General features: G+C 60.1%; 18 protein-coding genes. 13 read left to right on the top strand and 5 right to left on the bottom strand.

The genetic code is table 11. The annotated features are described in order from the left end of the window. Window positions 1-24: 24 nt before the first annotated feature. Window positions 25-915, top strand: a complete 891-nt coding sequence (locus tag AC06G8_RS15150; RefSeq protein WP_480285454.1) for a glycine betaine ABC transporter substrate-binding protein — start codon at window positions 25-27, stop codon at window positions 913-915. Window positions 916-978: 63 nt separating this feature from the next. Here AC06G8_RS15150 and AC06G8_RS15145 read toward each other — a convergent pair whose 3' ends face one another. Both AC06G8_RS15145 and AC06G8_RS15140 read right to left on the bottom strand, forming a co-directional pair. Continuing rightward, window positions 979-1,293 (bottom strand): hypothetical protein, encoded by a 315-nt coding sequence (locus tag AC06G8_RS15145; RefSeq protein ID WP_480283242.1) that lies wholly within the window; start codon window positions 1,291-1,293, stop codon window positions 979-981. Window positions 1,294-1,339: 46 nt separating this feature from the next. Then, on the bottom strand, window positions 1,340-1,510 hold the full coding sequence (locus AC06G8_RS15140) for a hypothetical protein (RefSeq protein ID WP_480283241.1): 171 nt from the start codon (window positions 1,508-1,510) through the stop codon (window positions 1,340-1,342). 209 nt (window positions 1,511-1,719) lie between these two features. Here AC06G8_RS15140 and AC06G8_RS15135 point away from each other — a divergent pair, with 209 nt between their 5' ends. From AC06G8_RS15135 to AC06G8_RS15125, 3 genes are all read left to right on the top strand, one after another. Continuing rightward, window positions 1,720-2,196, top strand: coding sequence for a 2-thiouracil desulfurase family protein (locus AC06G8_RS15135; protein ID WP_480283240.1), 477 nt, complete (start codon window positions 1,720-1,722; stop codon window positions 2,194-2,196). A 194-nt stretch (window positions 2,197-2,390) separates the two neighbouring features. Beyond that, a complete protein-coding gene (locus AC06G8_RS15130) occupies window positions 2,391-2,591 on the top strand; it encodes a copper ion binding protein (RefSeq protein ID WP_447661546.1) in 201 nt (66 codons plus the stop codon). Window positions 2,592-2,798: 207 nt separating this feature from the next. Further along, entirely contained in the window at window positions 2,799-3,878 is a 1,080-nt protein-coding gene (locus AC06G8_RS15125) for a Gfo/Idh/MocA family protein (protein WP_480283239.1), read from the top strand. Between the two features lie 85 nt (window positions 3,879-3,963). Here the strand turns inward: AC06G8_RS15125 and AC06G8_RS15120 are convergent, their stop codons facing one another. After that, the gene (locus AC06G8_RS15120) at window positions 3,964-4,728 is read right to left on the bottom strand and encodes a YdcF family protein (protein WP_480283238.1); all 765 of its coding nucleotides are present in this window, start codon (window positions 4,726-4,728) and stop codon (window positions 3,964-3,966) included. 322 nt (window positions 4,729-5,050) lie between these two features. Between AC06G8_RS15120 and AC06G8_RS15115 the strand changes: the two genes are divergently transcribed. From AC06G8_RS15115 to AC06G8_RS15105, 3 genes are read left to right on the top strand one after another with little or no spacing between them, the layout of a single operon-like run. Continuing rightward, complete coding sequence (locus tag AC06G8_RS15115) at window positions 5,051-6,064, top strand: methionine ABC transporter ATP-binding protein (RefSeq protein ID WP_480285453.1); 1,014 nt, start codon at window positions 5,051-5,053, stop codon at window positions 6,062-6,064. After that, window positions 6,061-6,720, top strand: a complete 660-nt coding sequence (locus AC06G8_RS15110; protein WP_480283237.1) for a methionine ABC transporter permease — start codon at window positions 6,061-6,063, stop codon at window positions 6,718-6,720. Before AC06G8_RS15115 ends, AC06G8_RS15110 begins: the two co-directional genes overlap by 4 nt. Window positions 6,721-6,760: 40 nt before the next feature. Beyond that, window positions 6,761-7,615, top strand: coding sequence for a MetQ/NlpA family ABC transporter substrate-binding protein (locus AC06G8_RS15105; protein ID WP_480283236.1), 855 nt, complete (start codon window positions 6,761-6,763; stop codon window positions 7,613-7,615). 62 nt (window positions 7,616-7,677) lie between these two features. On the opposite strand, the gene AC06G8_RS15100 is transcribed toward AC06G8_RS15105, so the two are convergent. Next, on the bottom strand, window positions 7,678-8,217 hold the full coding sequence (locus AC06G8_RS15100; RefSeq protein WP_480283235.1) for a C40 family peptidase: 540 nt from the start codon (window positions 8,215-8,217) through the stop codon (window positions 7,678-7,680). 139 nt (window positions 8,218-8,356) lie between these two features. After that, complete coding sequence (locus tag AC06G8_RS15095; RefSeq protein WP_480283234.1) at window positions 8,357-9,604, bottom strand: CynX/NimT family MFS transporter; 1,248 nt, start codon at window positions 9,602-9,604, stop codon at window positions 8,357-8,359. Between the two features lie 327 nt (window positions 9,605-9,931). Here AC06G8_RS15095 and spoVAC point away from each other — a divergent pair, with 327 nt between their 5' ends. The 6 genes from spoVAC (at window position 9,932) to AC06G8_RS15065 (ending at window position 16,416) form a co-directional block, all read left to right on the top strand. Next, window positions 9,932-10,426 carry a stage V sporulation protein AC gene (spoVAC, locus tag AC06G8_RS15090; protein ID WP_480283233.1) on the top strand — a complete coding sequence of 165 codons (495 nt, stop codon included), beginning with the start codon at window positions 9,932-9,934 and terminating at the stop codon, window positions 10,424-10,426. Between the two features lies 1 nt (window position 10,427). Then, window positions 10,428-11,447, top strand: coding sequence for a stage V sporulation protein AD (gene spoVAD, locus AC06G8_RS15085; RefSeq protein WP_480283232.1), 1,020 nt, complete (start codon window positions 10,428-10,430; stop codon window positions 11,445-11,447). Further along, window positions 11,444-11,794, top strand: a complete 351-nt coding sequence (gene spoVAE, locus AC06G8_RS15080) for a stage V sporulation protein AE (protein ID WP_447661538.1) — start codon at window positions 11,444-11,446, stop codon at window positions 11,792-11,794. The genes spoVAD and spoVAE overlap by 4 nt, the downstream gene beginning before the upstream one ends. Window positions 11,795-11,957: 163 nt before the next feature. After that, window positions 11,958-12,914, top strand: coding sequence for an AAA family ATPase (locus AC06G8_RS15075; RefSeq protein ID WP_447661537.1), 957 nt, complete (start codon window positions 11,958-11,960; stop codon window positions 12,912-12,914). A gap of 3 nt (window positions 12,915-12,917) precedes the next feature. Beyond that, complete coding sequence (locus AC06G8_RS15070; protein WP_480283231.1) at window positions 12,918-14,174, top strand: DUF58 domain-containing protein; 1,257 nt, start codon at window positions 12,918-12,920, stop codon at window positions 14,172-14,174. Next, the gene (locus AC06G8_RS15065) at window positions 14,167-16,416 is read left to right on the top strand and encodes a DUF4129 domain-containing transglutaminase family protein (RefSeq protein WP_480283230.1); all 2,250 of its coding nucleotides are present in this window, start codon (window positions 14,167-14,169) and stop codon (window positions 16,414-16,416) included. The genes AC06G8_RS15070 and AC06G8_RS15065 overlap by 8 nt, the downstream gene beginning before the upstream one ends. Window positions 16,417-16,458 lie beyond the last annotated feature (42 nt).

Below are 16,458 nucleotides of genomic sequence, written 5' to 3'. Positions count from 1 at the left end.
ATTTTGATTCGGAACTCTTGGAAAATGGTTGGAATACTCGGACTTGCAGGAGCTATCGCGCTTGGGGGCTGTTCTTCGAGCGGCAATGAAAATGGAACGGCTTCCGGGGGAAGCGAGGAATCTGTCGGCAAGGCGGTCGGCCACAAGATCATCGGCATCGATCCCGGCGCCGGCCTGATGGCTGCCGCCAATCGGGCTATCGAAGACTACGGCTTGTCGGACTGGACGCTGGTCGAAGGCTCGGGAGCGGCGATGACCGTTGCGCTCGACAAGGCGATCAAGAAGAAGGAGCCGATCGTCATCACCGGCTGGACGCCTCACTGGATGTTCGGGAAGTATGATCTGAAATATCTGGACGATCCCAAAAAATCGTTCGGGGAGGACGAGGAGATCCATACGATCGTACGCGGCGGATTGAAGCAGGATGCGCCATCGGCATATGAATTCCTCGACCGGTTCGAATGGACGGATGCCGATATGGCCAAAGTGATGATGGCCATTCAGGAAGGCGCCGAACCGGCCGCCGCCGCCGCCGATTGGGCGAAGGACAACGCCGGCTTGATCGACGGCTGGGTGGACGGCATCGAGAAGGTGTCCGGCAAGCCGCTCAAGCTCGCCTACGTCGCCTGGGATTCCGAGATCGCCAGCACGAACGTTGTGGCGTGGGTGCTGGATAACCGCCTCGGCTACAAGACGGAGCTGCTGCAGGTGGAAGCCGGTCCGATGTGGGCGGGAGTGGCGAACGGCGACGCCGACGCGATCGTAGCGGCATGGCTGCCGATTACGCACAAGGACTATGCGGAGCAGTACAAGGACAAGTACGAGGATCTCGGGGCGAATTTGAAGGGAACCAAGCTTGGCCTTGTCGTTCCTTCTTATATGGATATTTCCTCGATCGAGGATTTGGCGAAGTAAGCCGTCATAGAGGCAAGCTCCCTGTCGGGTAGATGCTTCAGCGGCTTGCCGAGCAAGGCGGAATCAAGACCAGCCGGCAGGCGCATCGAGCGATGCGTCACGCCGGCTGGTTTTTTTTGGTTTGGCGAGGGACAGCCGCCTCATTCTCTCGAGCCGCCCAGTCTCGGAAAACCAGCGGTCCTGCGACAGGACCGAGTAAGCGGCGGCGAAATAATCCGCGGCGTCATCGGGCCTTCCGAGCGCATGCAGGCATTCGGCGAGCTCTTCGTACACGTATCCGTCAGGATCGGAAGCCTTCTTCTGAGCGAGGAGCTCCAGCGAATTCCATAGGCTTCGTCCACGCGGCCGAGCCGCCGAAGCACCTTGGCCTCGCACCATCCCGCCATGGCGATATTCGCCGGATTTCCTTGCTCCAAGCGGAACTTCAACGCCCTTCCGAACAACTCCAGAGCGCTTCCTCCAGCTCGCCGGCCTCGACCTTCGCCCAGCCGACGTTGTTGTACAGAGACCCGAGCCAGCGGCCGGCAGCCGGGCTGCTCTCGACAAGCCGGAGCGCCTTGGCGTTCAATTCGGGCCGAAGGAGGGGAATCGGCAAGCAGCGTCTGCGCTTGGTCCAGAACAGCCTCGGCTTCGCCGAATTTCTGCTGAAGGCCGAGGGAGCGGGCAATCTGCGTCAGCAGCATTTTAATCGAGATCGCTTGCATCCGCACACATTCTTTTTCCGGCGAAGGAAGGGATGGAGCTGTCTGTCGCGCCGTATTATAATGAAAGGCAAGATGGCAAGACAGAAAGGAGGCGAGGCTCATGATTCTAGTCAGCTCCTGCTTGGCCGGGCATGAGGTCAGGTATGACGGAACGCATTGCTTGAGCGAGACGATCAGGGAGATGCTCAGCGACGGGCGTGCCGCCGCTGTCTGCCCGGAGCTCATGGGAGGCTTCTCTACCCCTCGCGAACCGGCGGAGATTCAAGGGGGCAGCGGGGAGGATGTCCTGGACGGCGCTGCGCGCGTCGTGGACCGATCCGGCCTCGATGTCACGGATCTCTATCTGGCGGGGGCGTACAAGACGCTGGAACAGGCGAGGACGGTCGGCGCCGATACCGTCATTCTCAAAGAGAACAGCCCGTCCTGCGGCAGCGCCACCATTTATGACGGCCATTTCAATGGCATGAAAATTCCCGGCAGCGGCGTCACGGCCGCTTTGCTGCGCCGCCACGGGATTCGCGTGCTGTCGGAGGAAGAGATGCAGGAATGGGAAGGGGCGAGCGGTGCTCAAGGATGAACATGTCGTGCCGAGAGGGCGGGAATGGTTCTGCTGGCGGTATGCTCATTAAGGAGCGAGGCTGCGCCTCGGAGATTGAGCATGAATAAGCAAGGAACAATCCGGCTTGACATATATACCCCTGGGGGGTATATTGGAATGGAAAGAGCATTCAAATCCCGGCTCCGGCAGAGCCTGAAGGAGATGTGGAATAGATGGCGACAGAAGTTCTTCAAGTAAAGGGAATGTCCTGCGGGCATTGCGTCAGCTCCGTCGAAGGCGCGGTCCGGAATGCGGGCGGCAGCGCGAAGGTCGACCTTGCATCCGGCAAAGTAACGGTGGAATTCGACGATTCCAAGCTGTCCGTGCAGGCGATCAAGGAAGTCATCGAAGAGCAAGGCTACGATGTCGTTTAATTGAACGGATAGGCCTGCTTCAACAGGGGAGGATGCGAGCGGCAAGCGCTCGTTTCCTTCCTTTTTTGTATTCATGCGGCATGACACGGATGCGATGTCGCAATTTTGCATATAGAATGTCCTCATTCGCTAGTCTTTTCCGTCCAGGCTCTGTGGTACATTAAAGATGGGTAAGGGCTTTCAATTACAAGTTGCGGAGGTTGGACAATGAGCAAACTGCGTGTGGGCATCATCGGCTGCGGCGGCATCGCGAACGGCAAGCATCTGCCGGCATTGAGCCAGAACGGAAACGTGGAACTTGCGGCATTTTGCGATATCGTCGAGGAGAAGGCGCGTCAGGCCGCGGACCAGTACGGCATTGAAGGCGCAGCCGTTTATACCGATTATCAGGAGCTGCTGAAGGACGGCAGCCTGGATATCGTGCATGTGCTGACGCCGAACGATTCGCATTCGCCGATCTCGATCGCCGCGCTGGATGCCGGCAAGCATGTCATGTGCGAGAAGCCGATGGCCAAGACGGCCGAGGAAGCAAGAGCGATGCTGGAGGCGGCGCGCCGCTCCGGCAAGAAGCTGACGATCGGGTACAACAACCGCTTCCGCCCGGACAGCCAGCATCTCAAGAAGGTGTGCGAGGCCGGAGAGCTCGGAGAGATCTATTACGCCAAGGCGCATGCGATCCGCCGCCGCGCCGTTCCGACTTGGGGCGTCTTTTTGGATGAGGAAAAACAAGGCGGGGGACCGCTTATCGATATCGGCACGCATGCGCTGGATCTGACGCTGTGGATGATGGACAACTACAAGCCGGTGTCGGTGACGGGCTCGGTCTTCCATAAGCTTGGCTCCAAGGAAAACGCGGCCAATGCATGGGGACCGTGGGACCCGGCCAAGTTCACCGTGGAAGACTCCGCGATGGGCTTCATCAAGATGGAGAACGGCGCGACGATCGTGCTTGAAGCGAGCTGGGCGCTCAACACGCTGGACATCGACGAAGCCAAATGCTCGCTCAGCGGGACGGAAGGCGGAGCCGACATGAAGGGCGGCCTCCGGATCAACGGCGAGGACAGCAGCCGCCTGTACGTCAAGGAAATCGATCTGAACGCAGGAGGCGTCGCTTTCTACAGCGGCACGTCGCAGCGCGATATCGACGTGGAATGCTCCGCATGGATCGATTCCGTCCTCAATGATACGGAACCGGTCGTGAAGCCGGAGCAGGCGCTTGTCGTGACGGAGATTCTCGAAGCGATCTACGAATCGGCCCGCACGGGCAAGACGGTGTACTTCGACTAAGCAGCAAAAAGCGGTCCTATCCCGGCGACGGGGAGGACCGTTTTTTTCATTTTACCGCTATTTCATGCGGGCTCTTGCCTCAGGCTCAGCCCTTCAGCCGAAGGGCCAGCATGCCCAGGCATTCCTTGAGAGCCGTGGAGCTGGCAGCCATGGCGCTGCCGGAGGGGAGGAGCTTGCTCCAATAGAAGACGGCATCGGCCGGCGCCCCATAGTCGACTGGATAGGGAAGGGGCGTGAGCCCGGCTTGCCGGAACGTCTCCACCGAACGTCTCATATGGAAGGCGGAAGTGACTAGGACGGGACGGCTGAACCCTTCGGCCTCCATCAGCACCTTGCTGTAAGCGGCATTCTGCTCGGTATTGAGCGAACGGTTCTCGAGGAAGATGCTCTCGGCGGGAACTCCGAGCTGGCGCAGCTGCCTGCCCGCGATGTCCGCTTCATTGCCGCTGTCCGGAAAAACCTGGCCGCCGCTGAACAGAATCGGCAGCCCAGTAGCGGCATGCAGCCGGACTGCAGCCAGCAGCCTCGCTTCCCCCGAACCGGACAGGTTGCCGAGTCCTTCGAGATCGGGCGTATCCGGCGTCGCTCCGCCGCCGAGCACGACAAGCACGTCGCCTTGCAGCCGCACATCGGCCGGCGAAGGCTGCGGATAGCGGCTTTCGATGCTGCGTACGAGAGCGTCGCTGGCCAGCCCCGAGCTCATCAAGTACAGCGCGACAAGCAGCAGCAGCGGGAGCCATGTCCATTTGCGGTCCCGGATCCATGCTCTCCAGACGGCGACCCCGAGCAGAAGCAGGAACAATCCGGGTGGAAGGAGCAGGCTGTATACGAATTTGACGAAATAGATCAAGGTATGTCCTCGCTTGAATCCGGGGAAACGGACGAGCGGACGCCAAGAAGGCTTCGACGTCAATTCCCCTTGCTTTTGAAAGTCATCTAATATAAATCATAAAACGGAGCCTGATGGCAAGGAAACTTCTGCAATTTGACATGACTATGTCAGAATAATAGAATAAATACTTTGGGAACGGGGTATTAAAACCGCGCCGTTCCGCATGCTAGAACGATATTTCATCCACTATAGACAAAACCAACGCTCGCCTATATAATACCATTTAAACTACTTGGTTTTATAGGATTTGATAGGCGGTGTTGTTCCGGGAGGGATAAACCTGATTCACTTGCAGGATGTGACGAAAACATACCGCAGCGCTGGCGGCGGAGAAGTAGACGCGATCCGCGACATCACGCTCGATGTCCGCAAAGGCGAGATATTCGGCATTATCGGCCATTCCGGAGCCGGCAAAAGCACGCTGATCCGCTGCATGAATCTGCTGGAGCGCCCGACGCGCGGCACGGTGAAGGTCGGGGAAGTCGTCCTGACCGGTCTGGGAGAACGGGGCTTGCAGCGGGAACGCCGCAAGATCGGCATGATCTTTCAGCATTTCAATCTGCTCTCCAGCGTGACGGTCCGCGACAATATCGCGTTTCCGCTCAAGCTGGCAGGCCAAAAGAAGCCGGCCATCGCCCGCCGCGTGGACGAGCTGCTGACGCTGGTCGGCCTGCAGGCGCACGGAGACAAGTACCCGTCCCAGCTGTCGGGCGGCCAGAAGCAGCGTGTCGGCATCGCGAGGGCGCTCGCTGCCGATCCCGAGGTGCTGCTCTGCGACGAGGCGACTTCCGCGCTCGATCCGCAGACGACGAACAGCATTCTTTCGCTGCTGATGGACATCAACGAGAAGCTGGGGCTGACGATCGTGCTCATCACGCATGAGATGGGCGTCATCCGCTCCATCTGCGACCGCGTCGCGGTCATGGACGCCGGTACGATCGTCGAATTCGGCAACGTGCTCGACGTGTTTCTGAAGCCGTCCCACCCGGTCACGAGGCAGTTCGTCGACGAGATGTCCGATCTGTCTGACGGCTCTCCGCTGCGGACCCGCGATAATTCGCGGCTTATCCGGCTTCATTTCGTCGGTGAAGAAACCTACCAGCCGGTGCTCTTCGAAGCGCTGAAGGGCAGTCCCGTGCAATGCGCCATTCTACAAGGAACCGTCTCCCGCATGAAGCATACTCCTTACGGACAGCTTCTTGTCGAACTGAGCGGCGGAGGTCCCGGCGAGGCGGACGCCGTCATCGAATCGCTTCGCGCGAGCGGACTTGACGTGGAGGTGCTGCCGGAATGACTTGGGAGAATATCAATTGGGACGAAATCTGGCAGGCGACGCAGGATACGCTGACGATGATGGTGTTCTCCATGATCTTCACGGTCCTTCTCGGCCTCGCGCTCGGCGTTCTGCTGTACTTGACGTCCAGCCGCCAGCTGCTCTACATGCCGGCCCTCTATTCCGTCCTGTCGTTCGTCGTGAACATTCTGAGGTCGGTGCCGTTCATCATCCTGATGATCGCGGTCATGCCTCTCACAGAGGCGATCGTCAATACGACCATCGGCGTGAAGGGAGCGATTCCGCCGCTCGTCATCGGGGCTGCGCCGTTTTTTGCCAGACTGGTTGAAACGGCGTTGCGGGAAGTCGACAAGGGCGTCATCGAGGCCGCTCAAGCGATGGGAGCTTCCAAATGGGATATCGTCCGCCGCGTGCTGCTGCGGGAATCCCGGCCGGGACTGCTCGCCGCGATCACGGTCACAGCGGTCACGCTCGTATCGTACACCGCGATGATGGGCACCATCGGAGCAGGAGGACTGGGAGACCTGGCGATCCGTTACGGCTATATGCGCTTCCAGACCGACATCATGATCGTGACGGTCGTCATCCTCATCGTGCTGGTTCAGCTGCTCCAGGTTCTGGGAGACTGGCTTGTCCGCCGAATCAGCCGGAGATAAGACAGAGAGATTACACTACATTTATCGGAGGGTCATACTCATGAAAAAATGGTTTACTGTCCTTACCTTGTCGCTGCTTGTGCTTGCCCTTGCGGCTTGCGGAGCCAAGAACAGCAACAACGCCGGCGGCGCGGCAGAAAACGCTGCTTCCAACGCTGGCGCAGGCGCTTCCGAGCCGATCACTTTGAAAGTCGGAGCCTCGCCGGTTCCCCATGCCGAGATTCTCAACCACATCAAGGATGCGCTGGCCAAAGAAGGCGTCAGCCTTGAAGTCGTCGAGTTCACGGATTACGTCCAGCCGAACGTGCAGCTGTACGAGAAAAAGCTGGATGCGAACTTCTTCCAGCATGTTCCTTACCTGGACGAGTTCAACAAAGAACGCAGCTATGATCTCGTCAGCGTCGGCACGGTGCATGTCGAGCCGATCGGAGCTTACTCCGACAGCCTCAAGTCGAAGGACGAGCTGAAGGACGGAGCGACAATCGCGATTCCGAACGACGCCACCAACGGCGGCCGCGCGCTCAAGCTGCTGGCCGACAACGGCCTGATCACGCTCAAGGACGGAGCCGGAATCAGCGCCACGGTGAAGGATATCGCGACGAACCCGAAAAACCTGAAGTTCAAGGAGCTTGAAGCCGCCACGCTTCCGCGCGTCCTGAACCAGGTCGACCTCGCGATCATCAACACGAACTACGCTCTCGACGCCAAGCTCAACCCGACGAAGGACGCCCTGTTCATCGAAGGCAAGGAATCCCCTTACGCCAATATCGTCGCCGCCCGTCCGGACAACAAGGATTCCGAAGGCATCCAGAAGCTCATGAAGGTTCTGAACAGCGACGACGTAAAGAAGTTCATTGAAGATAAATACGCGGGAGCCATCGTTCCGGCGTTCTGATCCAACCTGCACAGAAAAGGCCTTCGCGCATCGCGCGAAGGCCTTTTTTTGACGGCTGGCGGTCAGAGCACCCGCGCTGCCGATACGAACCGCTTCTGGTAGCCGCTGTCGAAGCTGCTGATGAGGATGCCGTTCACTTTGGAGCCGATCGTGTTGTGGATGAACTTCCCGTTCCCCATGTAGATGCCGACATGTCCGATCGATTTGGAGGAGCCGACGGTGAAGAACATAAGATCGCCCTTGCGAAGATTGGCTTTGCTGACCTTGGTGCCTTGCTTGCTCTGCGCGGTCGATCCCCACTTGAGCGAGACGCCCTGGGAAGCAAAGACATATTTGGTGAACGAAGAGCAGTCGAAGATGAGCTTCGCAGGATTGTTCGTTCCGTAGACGTATTTGACCTTTCCTTTCAAGGACTCCGCATAGGCAATGATGCGGTCGGCCTTGGCGGATGCTGTCGATGCGGATGCCGAGGCTGCAGCATATGTACTGCTGGCCTGCGCGGCATGAACGGGCTTGGCCGCTGCCGCTTTACCCGCGGCAAGGATGAGAGATAATGCGGCGACGCCGGCGACGGTCTTGCGAAGATGCAGGAAAAGATTCATGATGTTCCTCCTTCTGGCGATGTACCGCTATTCTAGCATCGCTTGATAGAAGGCGGATATTTTCTTAGAGAAGCCTAATCATGCCAAAAAGAGCCAAAAATAAAAACCCGCCGTAGGGGCGGGTCAGGATCGAATGGGATCAGCTGTTGCTCAAGCGGCCGGAACGGCCGGGTAGAGAAGATTCTTCCTCTGCTGCGACGTAGCGATTGCGGGCGGCTCCGGTGCCAAGCACGATGACGATGCAGGAGAGGCCGAGCAGGATTGCAAGCACCGGCTTCCAGGAGCCGGACAGATCATGGATGGAGCCGAACACGATCGGTCCAAGCGCCGCCAGCAGGTAGCCGAGCGACTGCGCCATTCCGGACAGCTTCGCCGCTTCCCCGGCGTTCCGCGTGCGGAGGCCGAAGAAGGTGAGGGCCAGCGAAATGGTCGCTCCCTGACTGAGGCCCAGCAGCGTGATCCAGAGCCAGGTCATGTCTGTGCTGCCGAACAGGAGTCCGGAATAGCCGCTCAGCGACAGAGCGCCGGACACGAGCACGAGCGGCACCTGGGAGCGCATGCGGCTCGCCCATACCGGCATGAAGAAGGAAGTCGGCAGGCTGACGAACTGCATCAGCGAGAGCATCCAGCCGGCGGCGGAGGCGCTCATCCCATTCTCATGGAATACCGCCGGCAGCCATGCGATCGTCACATAGAAGGTCATGGACTGGATGCCCATGAAGAACGTGATTCTCCAGGCCAGCGAGGAGCGGAACATGCTCGGCGACGACCCTGCCTTATAGGAAGCGGCAGCCGGAGCCGCTTTCCGGGAATATGGAATCCATACGGCAAGCGCGGCAGCGGCCAGCAGCGCCCATATCAGCAGCGCCCCCTTCCATCCCCAGCCCGGCACGGAAGCCAGCGGGACGGATACGCCGGAGGCGGTGGCGGCGAATATGCTCATCGTCACCGAATAGGAGCCGGTCAGAAGTCCGATCCGCGCCGGGAAATCACGTTTGATGATGCTCGGCAGCAGGACGTTGCTGAGAGCGATCGCCAGACCGAGCAGGGCGGTGCCGGCGAACAGTCCGGCTGCGGCGGGCAATGTCCGCAGCAGCATGCCCGCAATCAGGAAGAGCAGCCCGTAAAGCAGGGAGCGCTCTGCGCCGAAGCGGTCCGCGATGCGCGGAGCCAGCAGGGACATGGCCGCAAAGGCGATGAGGGGAAGCGAGGTGAGCAGGCCCGACATCTCGCTGCTCAGGCCGTAGCTGCCGCGGATCTGGTCGATCACAGGCCCGACGGAAGTTATGGCTGCGCGCATATTGGCGGCGATCAGCAGGATTCCTGCGATCGCCGACGCAGTCAGAAGCCTGCTTCGGCCGGAAGCAGGCTTGGGAATGTGGCTCATGAATAAGTTCCTTCTTTCCAGGCCCCTCGGTTGACATTGTGTGTGAGCTTTTTAGGGTACCAGTAACGTATACTATCCTACTTCACGACTAAAGTAAATAAAGGGATGCTGCTTTCAGCGGCTGCGCAAGTGAAGCGGCCCGGCTTATTTTCTACTGCCATCTAATTAAGATGCCCCGCGGAAGCAAGCTCGGGCTGGCAATCGATGGCGGAGCGGAAAAGTTGGATAATACATGAGAGAAAGGCGAATAATAACCTCGAATTCATGGCCTGCGATGCTGCGCCGCCGGACGGCGCCTGCGATAGCGGCCAGCAAGGGGGAGCATCGATGTCAAACAAAAGCACGCGGCGCGAAGGTTTCAAGAAAATGACGATGTCGCCGAAGGAGTATCAGGCGTTCGCCAAGACGAGGGAGCCGTCCCGCTCCGTTTTTAGCAACTGCGTACGCGCCTTTCTGGTCGGCGGCTTCATCTGCCTGATCGGCCAAGGCATCCAGGAATTTTTCATGCATGCCTTCAAAATGCCTGTGGACAAGGCGGCGAACCCGACCGTCGCCGTCTTGATCCTGATCTCCGTCATCCTGACCTGCCTGGGCGTCTATGACAAGATCGCCCAGTGGGCGGGAGCGGGCACGGCGGTGCCGGTCACCGGCTTCGCCAACTCCATGTGCTCGGCAGCGATCGAGCATCGCAGCGAGGGGCTTGTCCTTGGCGTCGGGGCGAATATGTTCAAGCTGGCAGGCTCGGTGATCGTATTCGGCACCGTAGCGGCTTTCTTCGTCGGCATCGCGCATCTCATCCTGGGTACTGGGGGGCAGCCTTAAGATGCAAAGAGGAAAGCAGACCTGGTGGTTCGAGAACCGTCCGGTCATTGTCGGGACGGCTACTGTTGTCGGCCCTGACGAGGGAGAAGGGCCGCTTGCCGCTGATTTCGACCTGATCCACCCTGAAATGGACATGCAGCAGAAGAGCTGGGAGAAGGCGGAGCGGCTGCTGCTGGAGCAGGCTTCGGATCTCGCGCTGAAAAATGCCTCCATGACGAAGGAGCAGCTGGAGTTTTTCGTCGGCGGGGACTTGATGAACCAGATCATCAGCAACACCTTCGCCGCCAGGACGCTGGGCGTGCCCTACCTGGGCGTCTTCGGAGCCTGCTCCACGTCCATGGAGTCGCTGGCGATCGCGTCGCTGATCGTCAACTCGGGCGCGGGCAAATCCGTGCTGGCCGGAACCTGCAGCCACAACTGCACGGCGGAGAAGCAGTTCCGGTATCCGACCGAATACGGGTCGCAGAAGCCGCCTACGGCGCAGTACACGATTACCGGAGCAGGAGCGGCCGTCGTCGCGCCTGCAGGCATCGGACCGGTCGTGGAATGCGCGACGATCGGCCGCATCGTCGATCTCGGCATCACCGATCCCTTCAATATGGGCGCCGCCATGGCGCCGGCTGCGGTCGATACCATCCAGATGCATCTGACGGATACCGGCCGCTCGCCGGGCGATTACGACATGATCGTGACCGGTGATCTGGCGACAGTCGGCCACGGCATCGCCACCGATCTGCTCAAGCGCAACGGAGTCCCGATGGAGCAGACGCAATTCAACGACTGCGGCCTGATGATCTACGATATTGACAAGCAGAAGGTGCAGGCCGGGGGCAGCGGCTGCGCATGCTCGGCAGTCGTCACTTACGGACATCTGCTGAAGCGCGTCCAGTCGGGGGAGCTGAAGCGGATTCTCGTCGTGGCGACGGGAGCGCTCCTTTCGCCGCTGTCGTTCCAGCAGGGCGAGACGATTCCTTGCATCGCGCATGCGGTGTCTATTGAACAAAGCGGGGTGTACGCATGATTTATTTATGGGCGTTTCTGATCGGCGGGGCGATCTGCGTCATCGGGCAGCTCATGTTCGACGTCGGCAAGCTGACGCCGGCGCATACGATGGCGACGCTGGTCGTCGTCGGAGCCATCGTGGACGGCTTCGGCTGGTACGAGCCGCTGATCAAGTTCGCCGGCGCGGGCGTCACGGTTCCGATCACGAGCTTCGGCAACTCGCTCGTTCACGGCGCGCTGACCGAGCTGCACGATACGGGATGGATCGGGGTCATATCCGGAATATTCAAGGTCACCAGCGCAGGCATAAGCGCGGCGATCATCTTCTCCTTCCTGGCCGCTCTCGTCGTCCGTCCGAAGGGATGAGCGAAACATTTTGTTCCTGACTGTCGTATGCATTGGAGAATCCCTCTGTGGGATTCTCCAATTTTTTTTGGAAACGGATGTTATTGTTAGATATAGTCGGTTCTTGTAAACTAATAAAATACCGCTCTCGCAGGGGAAGCAGTCTTCGGAAGGAGTCATGGACATGGAAGTCTACGCATCCGATCTACAGCTGTGCACGGACATTCGCCGCAATCTGGAATCCTGCATCCTGGGCAAGGAGCGCGAGATCGAGCTCGTGCTGATCGCCCTGCTGGCAGGAGGCCATCTGCTGCTCGAAGATGTTCCGGGCACAGGCAAGACCCAGCTCGTCAAGGCTCTCGCCCGCTCCATCGGGGGCGATTTCAGACGCATCCAGTGCAATCCGGATCTGCTGCCTACCGATATTACCGGCCTGACCATCTATCATCCCCGGGAGGAGCAGTTCATCTTCCGTCCGGGTCCGATCATGTCCCATCTCGTCCTTGCGGACGAGATCAACCGCGCGACGACGAAGACCCAGTCCGCTCTCCTGGAGGCGATGGAGGAGAGAAGCATCACGGTGGACGGGGAGACGTATTCGCTGCCGAGTCCGTTCATTCTGATCGCGACCCAGAATCCGATCGAGTTCGAGGGAACGTATCTGCTTCCCGAAGCCCAGATGGACCGCTTCATGATGCGGCTGTCGCTCGGCTATCCGGGAGAAGCCGAAGAGAGGCGCATGGTGCTCAAGCAGGAAAGCGGCCATCCTTCCGATCTGCTCGGACGGGTCGCCGAGATCGGCGACATCGTCAAGCTCCAGGAGCTGGCGGAGAAGATCCATGTGGACGAAGCGGTCGGAGAATATCTGGTCCGGCTCGTCCGCAGCACCCGCGAGCATGAAGGCGTGCAGCTGGGAGCCAGCCCGCGCGCCGCGGTAGCATTGATGCGGGCCGCCAAAGCCCGCGCGCTGATCGAGAAGCGGGAATACGTCATCCCGGACGACGTCAAGCAGCTCGCCGTCCACGTGCTCTCGCACCGGCTCCTGCTGAAGCCGGCCGCGAGGCTTGGCGGCACCCGCGCCGAGACGGTCATCGAGGACGTCATCGGCCGGACCAAGGTGCCGGTCCGGCTGGAGCGCTGACGCATGGGCTTGATCCCTGCAAGGAGGCGCCAGTCCGCCTTCAGGTGGCGGCTGCTGGCGCTGATCTACGTCTCCAGCCTTTTGTACATGCTTTTTCAAGGCGGCAAGACCGCCGTCATGATCTTTTGCATCCTGAACGGACTCATCCTTTATATTTCTCTTGGTTATTGGAGCGGAATCCGCGGCATATCGGGCAAGCGCCGGATCAGGGCTTCCGGAGACCAGTCGCCGGCAGCCCAGGCGGTTCTGAGCGCGGGAAGCTCTCAGGAAGTAAGCCTGAGCATGAAGCTGCCCGGCTATTATCCCGTCCCCTACGTGCTTGTCCGGGAACGGCTGCAGCGCAACGGCAGCGAAGAGATCCCGTTCGAGATCAGCTTCGTGCCGAATGTGAAGCGGAGCGGGCAGGCTTCCTACAAGACGCCGCCGCTGGAAAGAGGCATCTACCGGTTTTTGCCGACCGAATGCTCGACGCGCGATTTGTTCGGCTTTTTCGAACATACCGGCCATTTCGAATCGGCGGATGCTTTTGCCGTGAGGCCGAGGACGATCGAGCTTCGCGGCTGGGAGCGGGTGCGCAGAGGGGCGAAAGGCAACTATTCGCATGCCTCGGCTCCCCGGGCTTCGCGCGAGACGACCCAGATCAACGGCATCCGGGAGTTTCTGCCGGGCGACCGACTCTCCCGCGTCCATTGGGGGGCGACCGCCAAGACCGGACAGTGGAAATCCAAGGAATTCGAGCGCGAGGCGCTTCCGCGTACGATCGTGCTCCTGGATGCCTGCCGCCGCCAGGCTCCAGGCGCCGAAGCCCGATTCGAGATCGCCGTATCGACGGCGGCGTCCCTGTTCCAGCACGGCCTCCGGCGCAACACGTCCATGGGACTCTGGATCTCATCCCGGGTCCCGGGCATTCTCCGTTCCGGCAGCGGCGGCGATCAGCTTCATCAGGCGATGGATCTGCTCACCGCGGCGGACAACGATGGAGCGGACGGAATCGATGCCGCCTTGTCGGAGGCGGAGGCCGTGCTTGAACGCGGCTCGCTGGCCGTGCTCGTGACGGACGCCGGTCCGGATGAAGTGCGCCGGGCGATGTCCATGCTGTCCCGGCGGGGCATGAATCCTTGCTGCATCAAGATCGAGGACCGTTCCTCCGGAACGGACAGCGCCTCTTTCCACGATTACGGCGGGCCTGTCTATGTGATCTCGAGCCTGGAAGAGCTGCCGGACGCGCTTGACGGAAGGGAGGTCGCCGCCGATGCCTGAAGGCAGGAAAGCCCGCCGCTGCCTGGGGCTTGCCCAAGCAATGAACGCAACCTCCGCCCGCTGGTTCGTCATGCTGAGCGGCCTTCTGACAGCCGTCATGATCGCGAGCAGCCTGTCGGTGCTGGAGAAGATCTGGTGGTCCGAGACGTTCCGGGTCGCATACCTCGTCCTGGGGATGTCCGCTCTGATCGAGCTGCTGCCTTTGCGGAGAATATACCGGGTCCTGCTCCAGCTCGCGTCCATCGGCGTCATCCTCTATGCCGCCGCTCCGATACAGTGGACGCCATATGACCCGATTCTCATGGACAGCCGCTTGGCTCATCTGGCCGACAATCTTGCCGCCCTTCATCCGTTTCTGGAAATCGCGCTCGGAGTGTGGATAGTCTACGTTCTCTTCTCGGCCTGGACGCGCATCCGGATCCGCATCGTCGGCTTCACCTCGGTATGCCTGCTTGTCCTGGCGGTGACGGATTCCTTCACGCCGATCTATCTATGGGACAACACGGCCATCGTCATTTTCGCCGGACTGGTCTGGCTGATCGCCGAGCACTTCGCCCGCTTCCAGCGGGACCATCCGGCGAGCTGGACGAGGCTGAAGAGCTATCCTGCGCAGCTTCTCCTGCCGATCGTGCTGGTGCTTTCCCTCGTCATGGCGACGGGATTGTTCGTTCCCGAGATTCCGCCGATCATCAAGGATCCATACACGGTATGGAAGGAAGCCCAGGGCGAGCAAGTCCAGTCTTTCGTAGGGGACAAGGGCGTTGCGCCGGCAAACTCCAGCAAGCAGAGCAACAAGTCGGGCTACAGCCGCGAGGACGGCAAGCTGGGCGGGGGCTTCAACTACGACTATTCTCCGGTCATGACGGTCAAGTCGGACCGCAAGAGCTATTGGAGAGGCGAGACGAAATCGGACTATACCGGTAAAGGCTGGGAAGACAGCGAGCTCGAGAAGAACGAGAAGCTCATGCCGTTTGCTGCGGGAGATGAGCTTCCGTTTGGATGGGATCGTTCCGCTGCCGAAACGGTGGAGATTAATCAAGAGTTCAAGATGGCCCGCAAAGACGTGTTCCCGGTCCTGTTCGGCGCCTCCGCCATCAAAATACTGGAGTCGTTCAACGGTTCCAAGGACATTTCCGGCTCGGGCGGCTGGTATCCATCCTCGATGGAGCTCCGGTATGAGAACGGTCAGAAGACGTACCCCAAAACCTATTCCATCGTCTCGGAGCAGACGCTTGTGGACGACGGCGTCAAGTCCGCGCAGGCAATCATTCCGGACCAGCAGCTGCAGGGCATGTACACGCAGCTGCCGATGGATATTCCGGCCCGGGTCACTCAGCTTGGGCGCGATCTGACGTCTGCCGAGCCGACCGATTTCGGCAAGGCTGTCGCCATCGAGGAGTATCTAAAGACGAACTTTCCTTACACCAATCAGCCGGACACGAGCAAGAAGGTCAGCGCCGACTTCGTCGATTCTTTCCTCTTCGAGATTCAGGAAGGCTACTGCGATTACTATTCGTCGGCCATGGCCGTCCTCGCCCGTTCCGTGGATCTGCCGACCCGCTGGGTGAAAGGCTATGCTTCCGGCTCGAACCGCGTTCCGATGCCGGGCGGCATGCGCGGCGGGCCTGAGGAGTGGATGGAAAGCGATACCTATACGGTGCGTAACTCCGATGCCCACTCTTGGGTCGAAATCTACTTCCAAGGCTACGGCTGGATTCCGTTCGAGCCGACAGCAGGCTTCGCTTATCCGTATCCGGCGGCAGCCGACGATGCGGCAGCGGCAGCCACCCCGACGCCGGCGCCAAGCGCGGCGCCGGAAATGGACACGGAGGCTGCCGAGGCATCCGGATTCGCCCTTCCGTCCTACGTCTACGTCATCGGGGGCATCGTCCTGGCGGCAGCCGCAGCTGCTGCGGCATTCGTGAACCGGCATATCCTTGCCGAGTCTTGGCGCCGCTTGCGCATCCGTTCGCTGTCTGCCGAGGAGCGGATATCGTGGGATACCGGCCGGTTGATCCGCTCCGCCAGGCGGGGCGGCCTGGTCAAGGAGGATCACGAGACGCTGAGAGAGGCGGTGCTGCGATGGTCGAAGCAGCGCAAGTATCTGCAGCGGGAGCTTCAGGCTATCCTGGCTGATTTCGAGAAAGTGAAATACAGCGGACAGCCCGTTTCATACGGCGACGCCGAGGCTTTCGCCGGCAAAGTCAAAGGCGTGCTCGGCAGGTTCGGCAAGCCGGGCTGATCCGGGCCGAGCCGGCAAAGTTCGGGAAAGGAACCGCTCCTG

Source organism: Paenibacillus sp. SJS-P3 (genome assembly GCF_056711585.1).
Note: the sequence above shows the minus strand (reverse complement) of the source record. Positions and strands in the feature narration are given on the sequence as shown.

What these genes read in the sequence shown, in the direction of transcription:
- AC06G8_RS15150 (WP_480285454.1), top strand. Translation starts at nt 25, where the DNA reads ATGGTTGGAATACTCGGACTTGCAGGAGCTATCGCGCTTGGGGGCTGT.
- spoVAD (WP_480283232.1), top strand. Translation starts at nt 10,428, where the DNA reads ATGCAAAGAGGAAAGCAGACCTGGTGGTTCGAGAACCGTCCGGTCATT.
- AC06G8_RS15105 (WP_480283236.1), top strand. Translation starts at nt 6,761, where the DNA reads ATGAAAAAATGGTTTACTGTCCTTACCTTGTCGCTGCTTGTGCTTGCC.
- AC06G8_RS15070 (WP_480283231.1), top strand. Translation starts at nt 12,918, where the DNA reads ATGGGCTTGATCCCTGCAAGGAGGCGCCAGTCCGCCTTCAGGTGGCGG.
- AC06G8_RS15135 (WP_480283240.1), top strand. Translation starts at nt 1,720, where the DNA reads ATGATTCTAGTCAGCTCCTGCTTGGCCGGGCATGAGGTCAGGTATGAC.
- AC06G8_RS15145 (WP_480283242.1), bottom strand. Translation starts at nt 1,293, where the DNA reads ATGGTGCGAGGCCAAGGTGCTTCGGCGGCTCGGCCGCGTGGACGAAGC.
- AC06G8_RS15130 (WP_447661546.1), top strand. Translation starts at nt 2,391, where the DNA reads ATGGCGACAGAAGTTCTTCAAGTAAAGGGAATGTCCTGCGGGCATTGC.
- AC06G8_RS15075 (WP_447661537.1), top strand. Translation starts at nt 11,958, where the DNA reads ATGGAAGTCTACGCATCCGATCTACAGCTGTGCACGGACATTCGCCGC.
- spoVAC (WP_480283233.1), top strand. Translation starts at nt 9,932, where the DNA reads ATGTCAAACAAAAGCACGCGGCGCGAAGGTTTCAAGAAAATGACGATG.
- spoVAE (WP_447661538.1), top strand. Translation starts at nt 11,444, where the DNA reads ATGATTTATTTATGGGCGTTTCTGATCGGCGGGGCGATCTGCGTCATC.
- AC06G8_RS15100 (WP_480283235.1), bottom strand. Translation starts at nt 8,217, where the DNA reads ATGAATCTTTTCCTGCATCTTCGCAAGACCGTCGCCGGCGTCGCCGCA.
- AC06G8_RS15125 (WP_480283239.1), top strand. Translation starts at nt 2,799, where the DNA reads ATGAGCAAACTGCGTGTGGGCATCATCGGCTGCGGCGGCATCGCGAAC.
- AC06G8_RS15095 (WP_480283234.1), bottom strand. Translation starts at nt 9,604, where the DNA reads ATGAGCCACATTCCCAAGCCTGCTTCCGGCCGAAGCAGGCTTCTGACT.
- AC06G8_RS15110 (WP_480283237.1), top strand. Translation starts at nt 6,061, where the DNA reads ATGACTTGGGAGAATATCAATTGGGACGAAATCTGGCAGGCGACGCAG.
- AC06G8_RS15065 (WP_480283230.1), top strand. Translation starts at nt 14,167, where the DNA reads ATGCCTGAAGGCAGGAAAGCCCGCCGCTGCCTGGGGCTTGCCCAAGCA.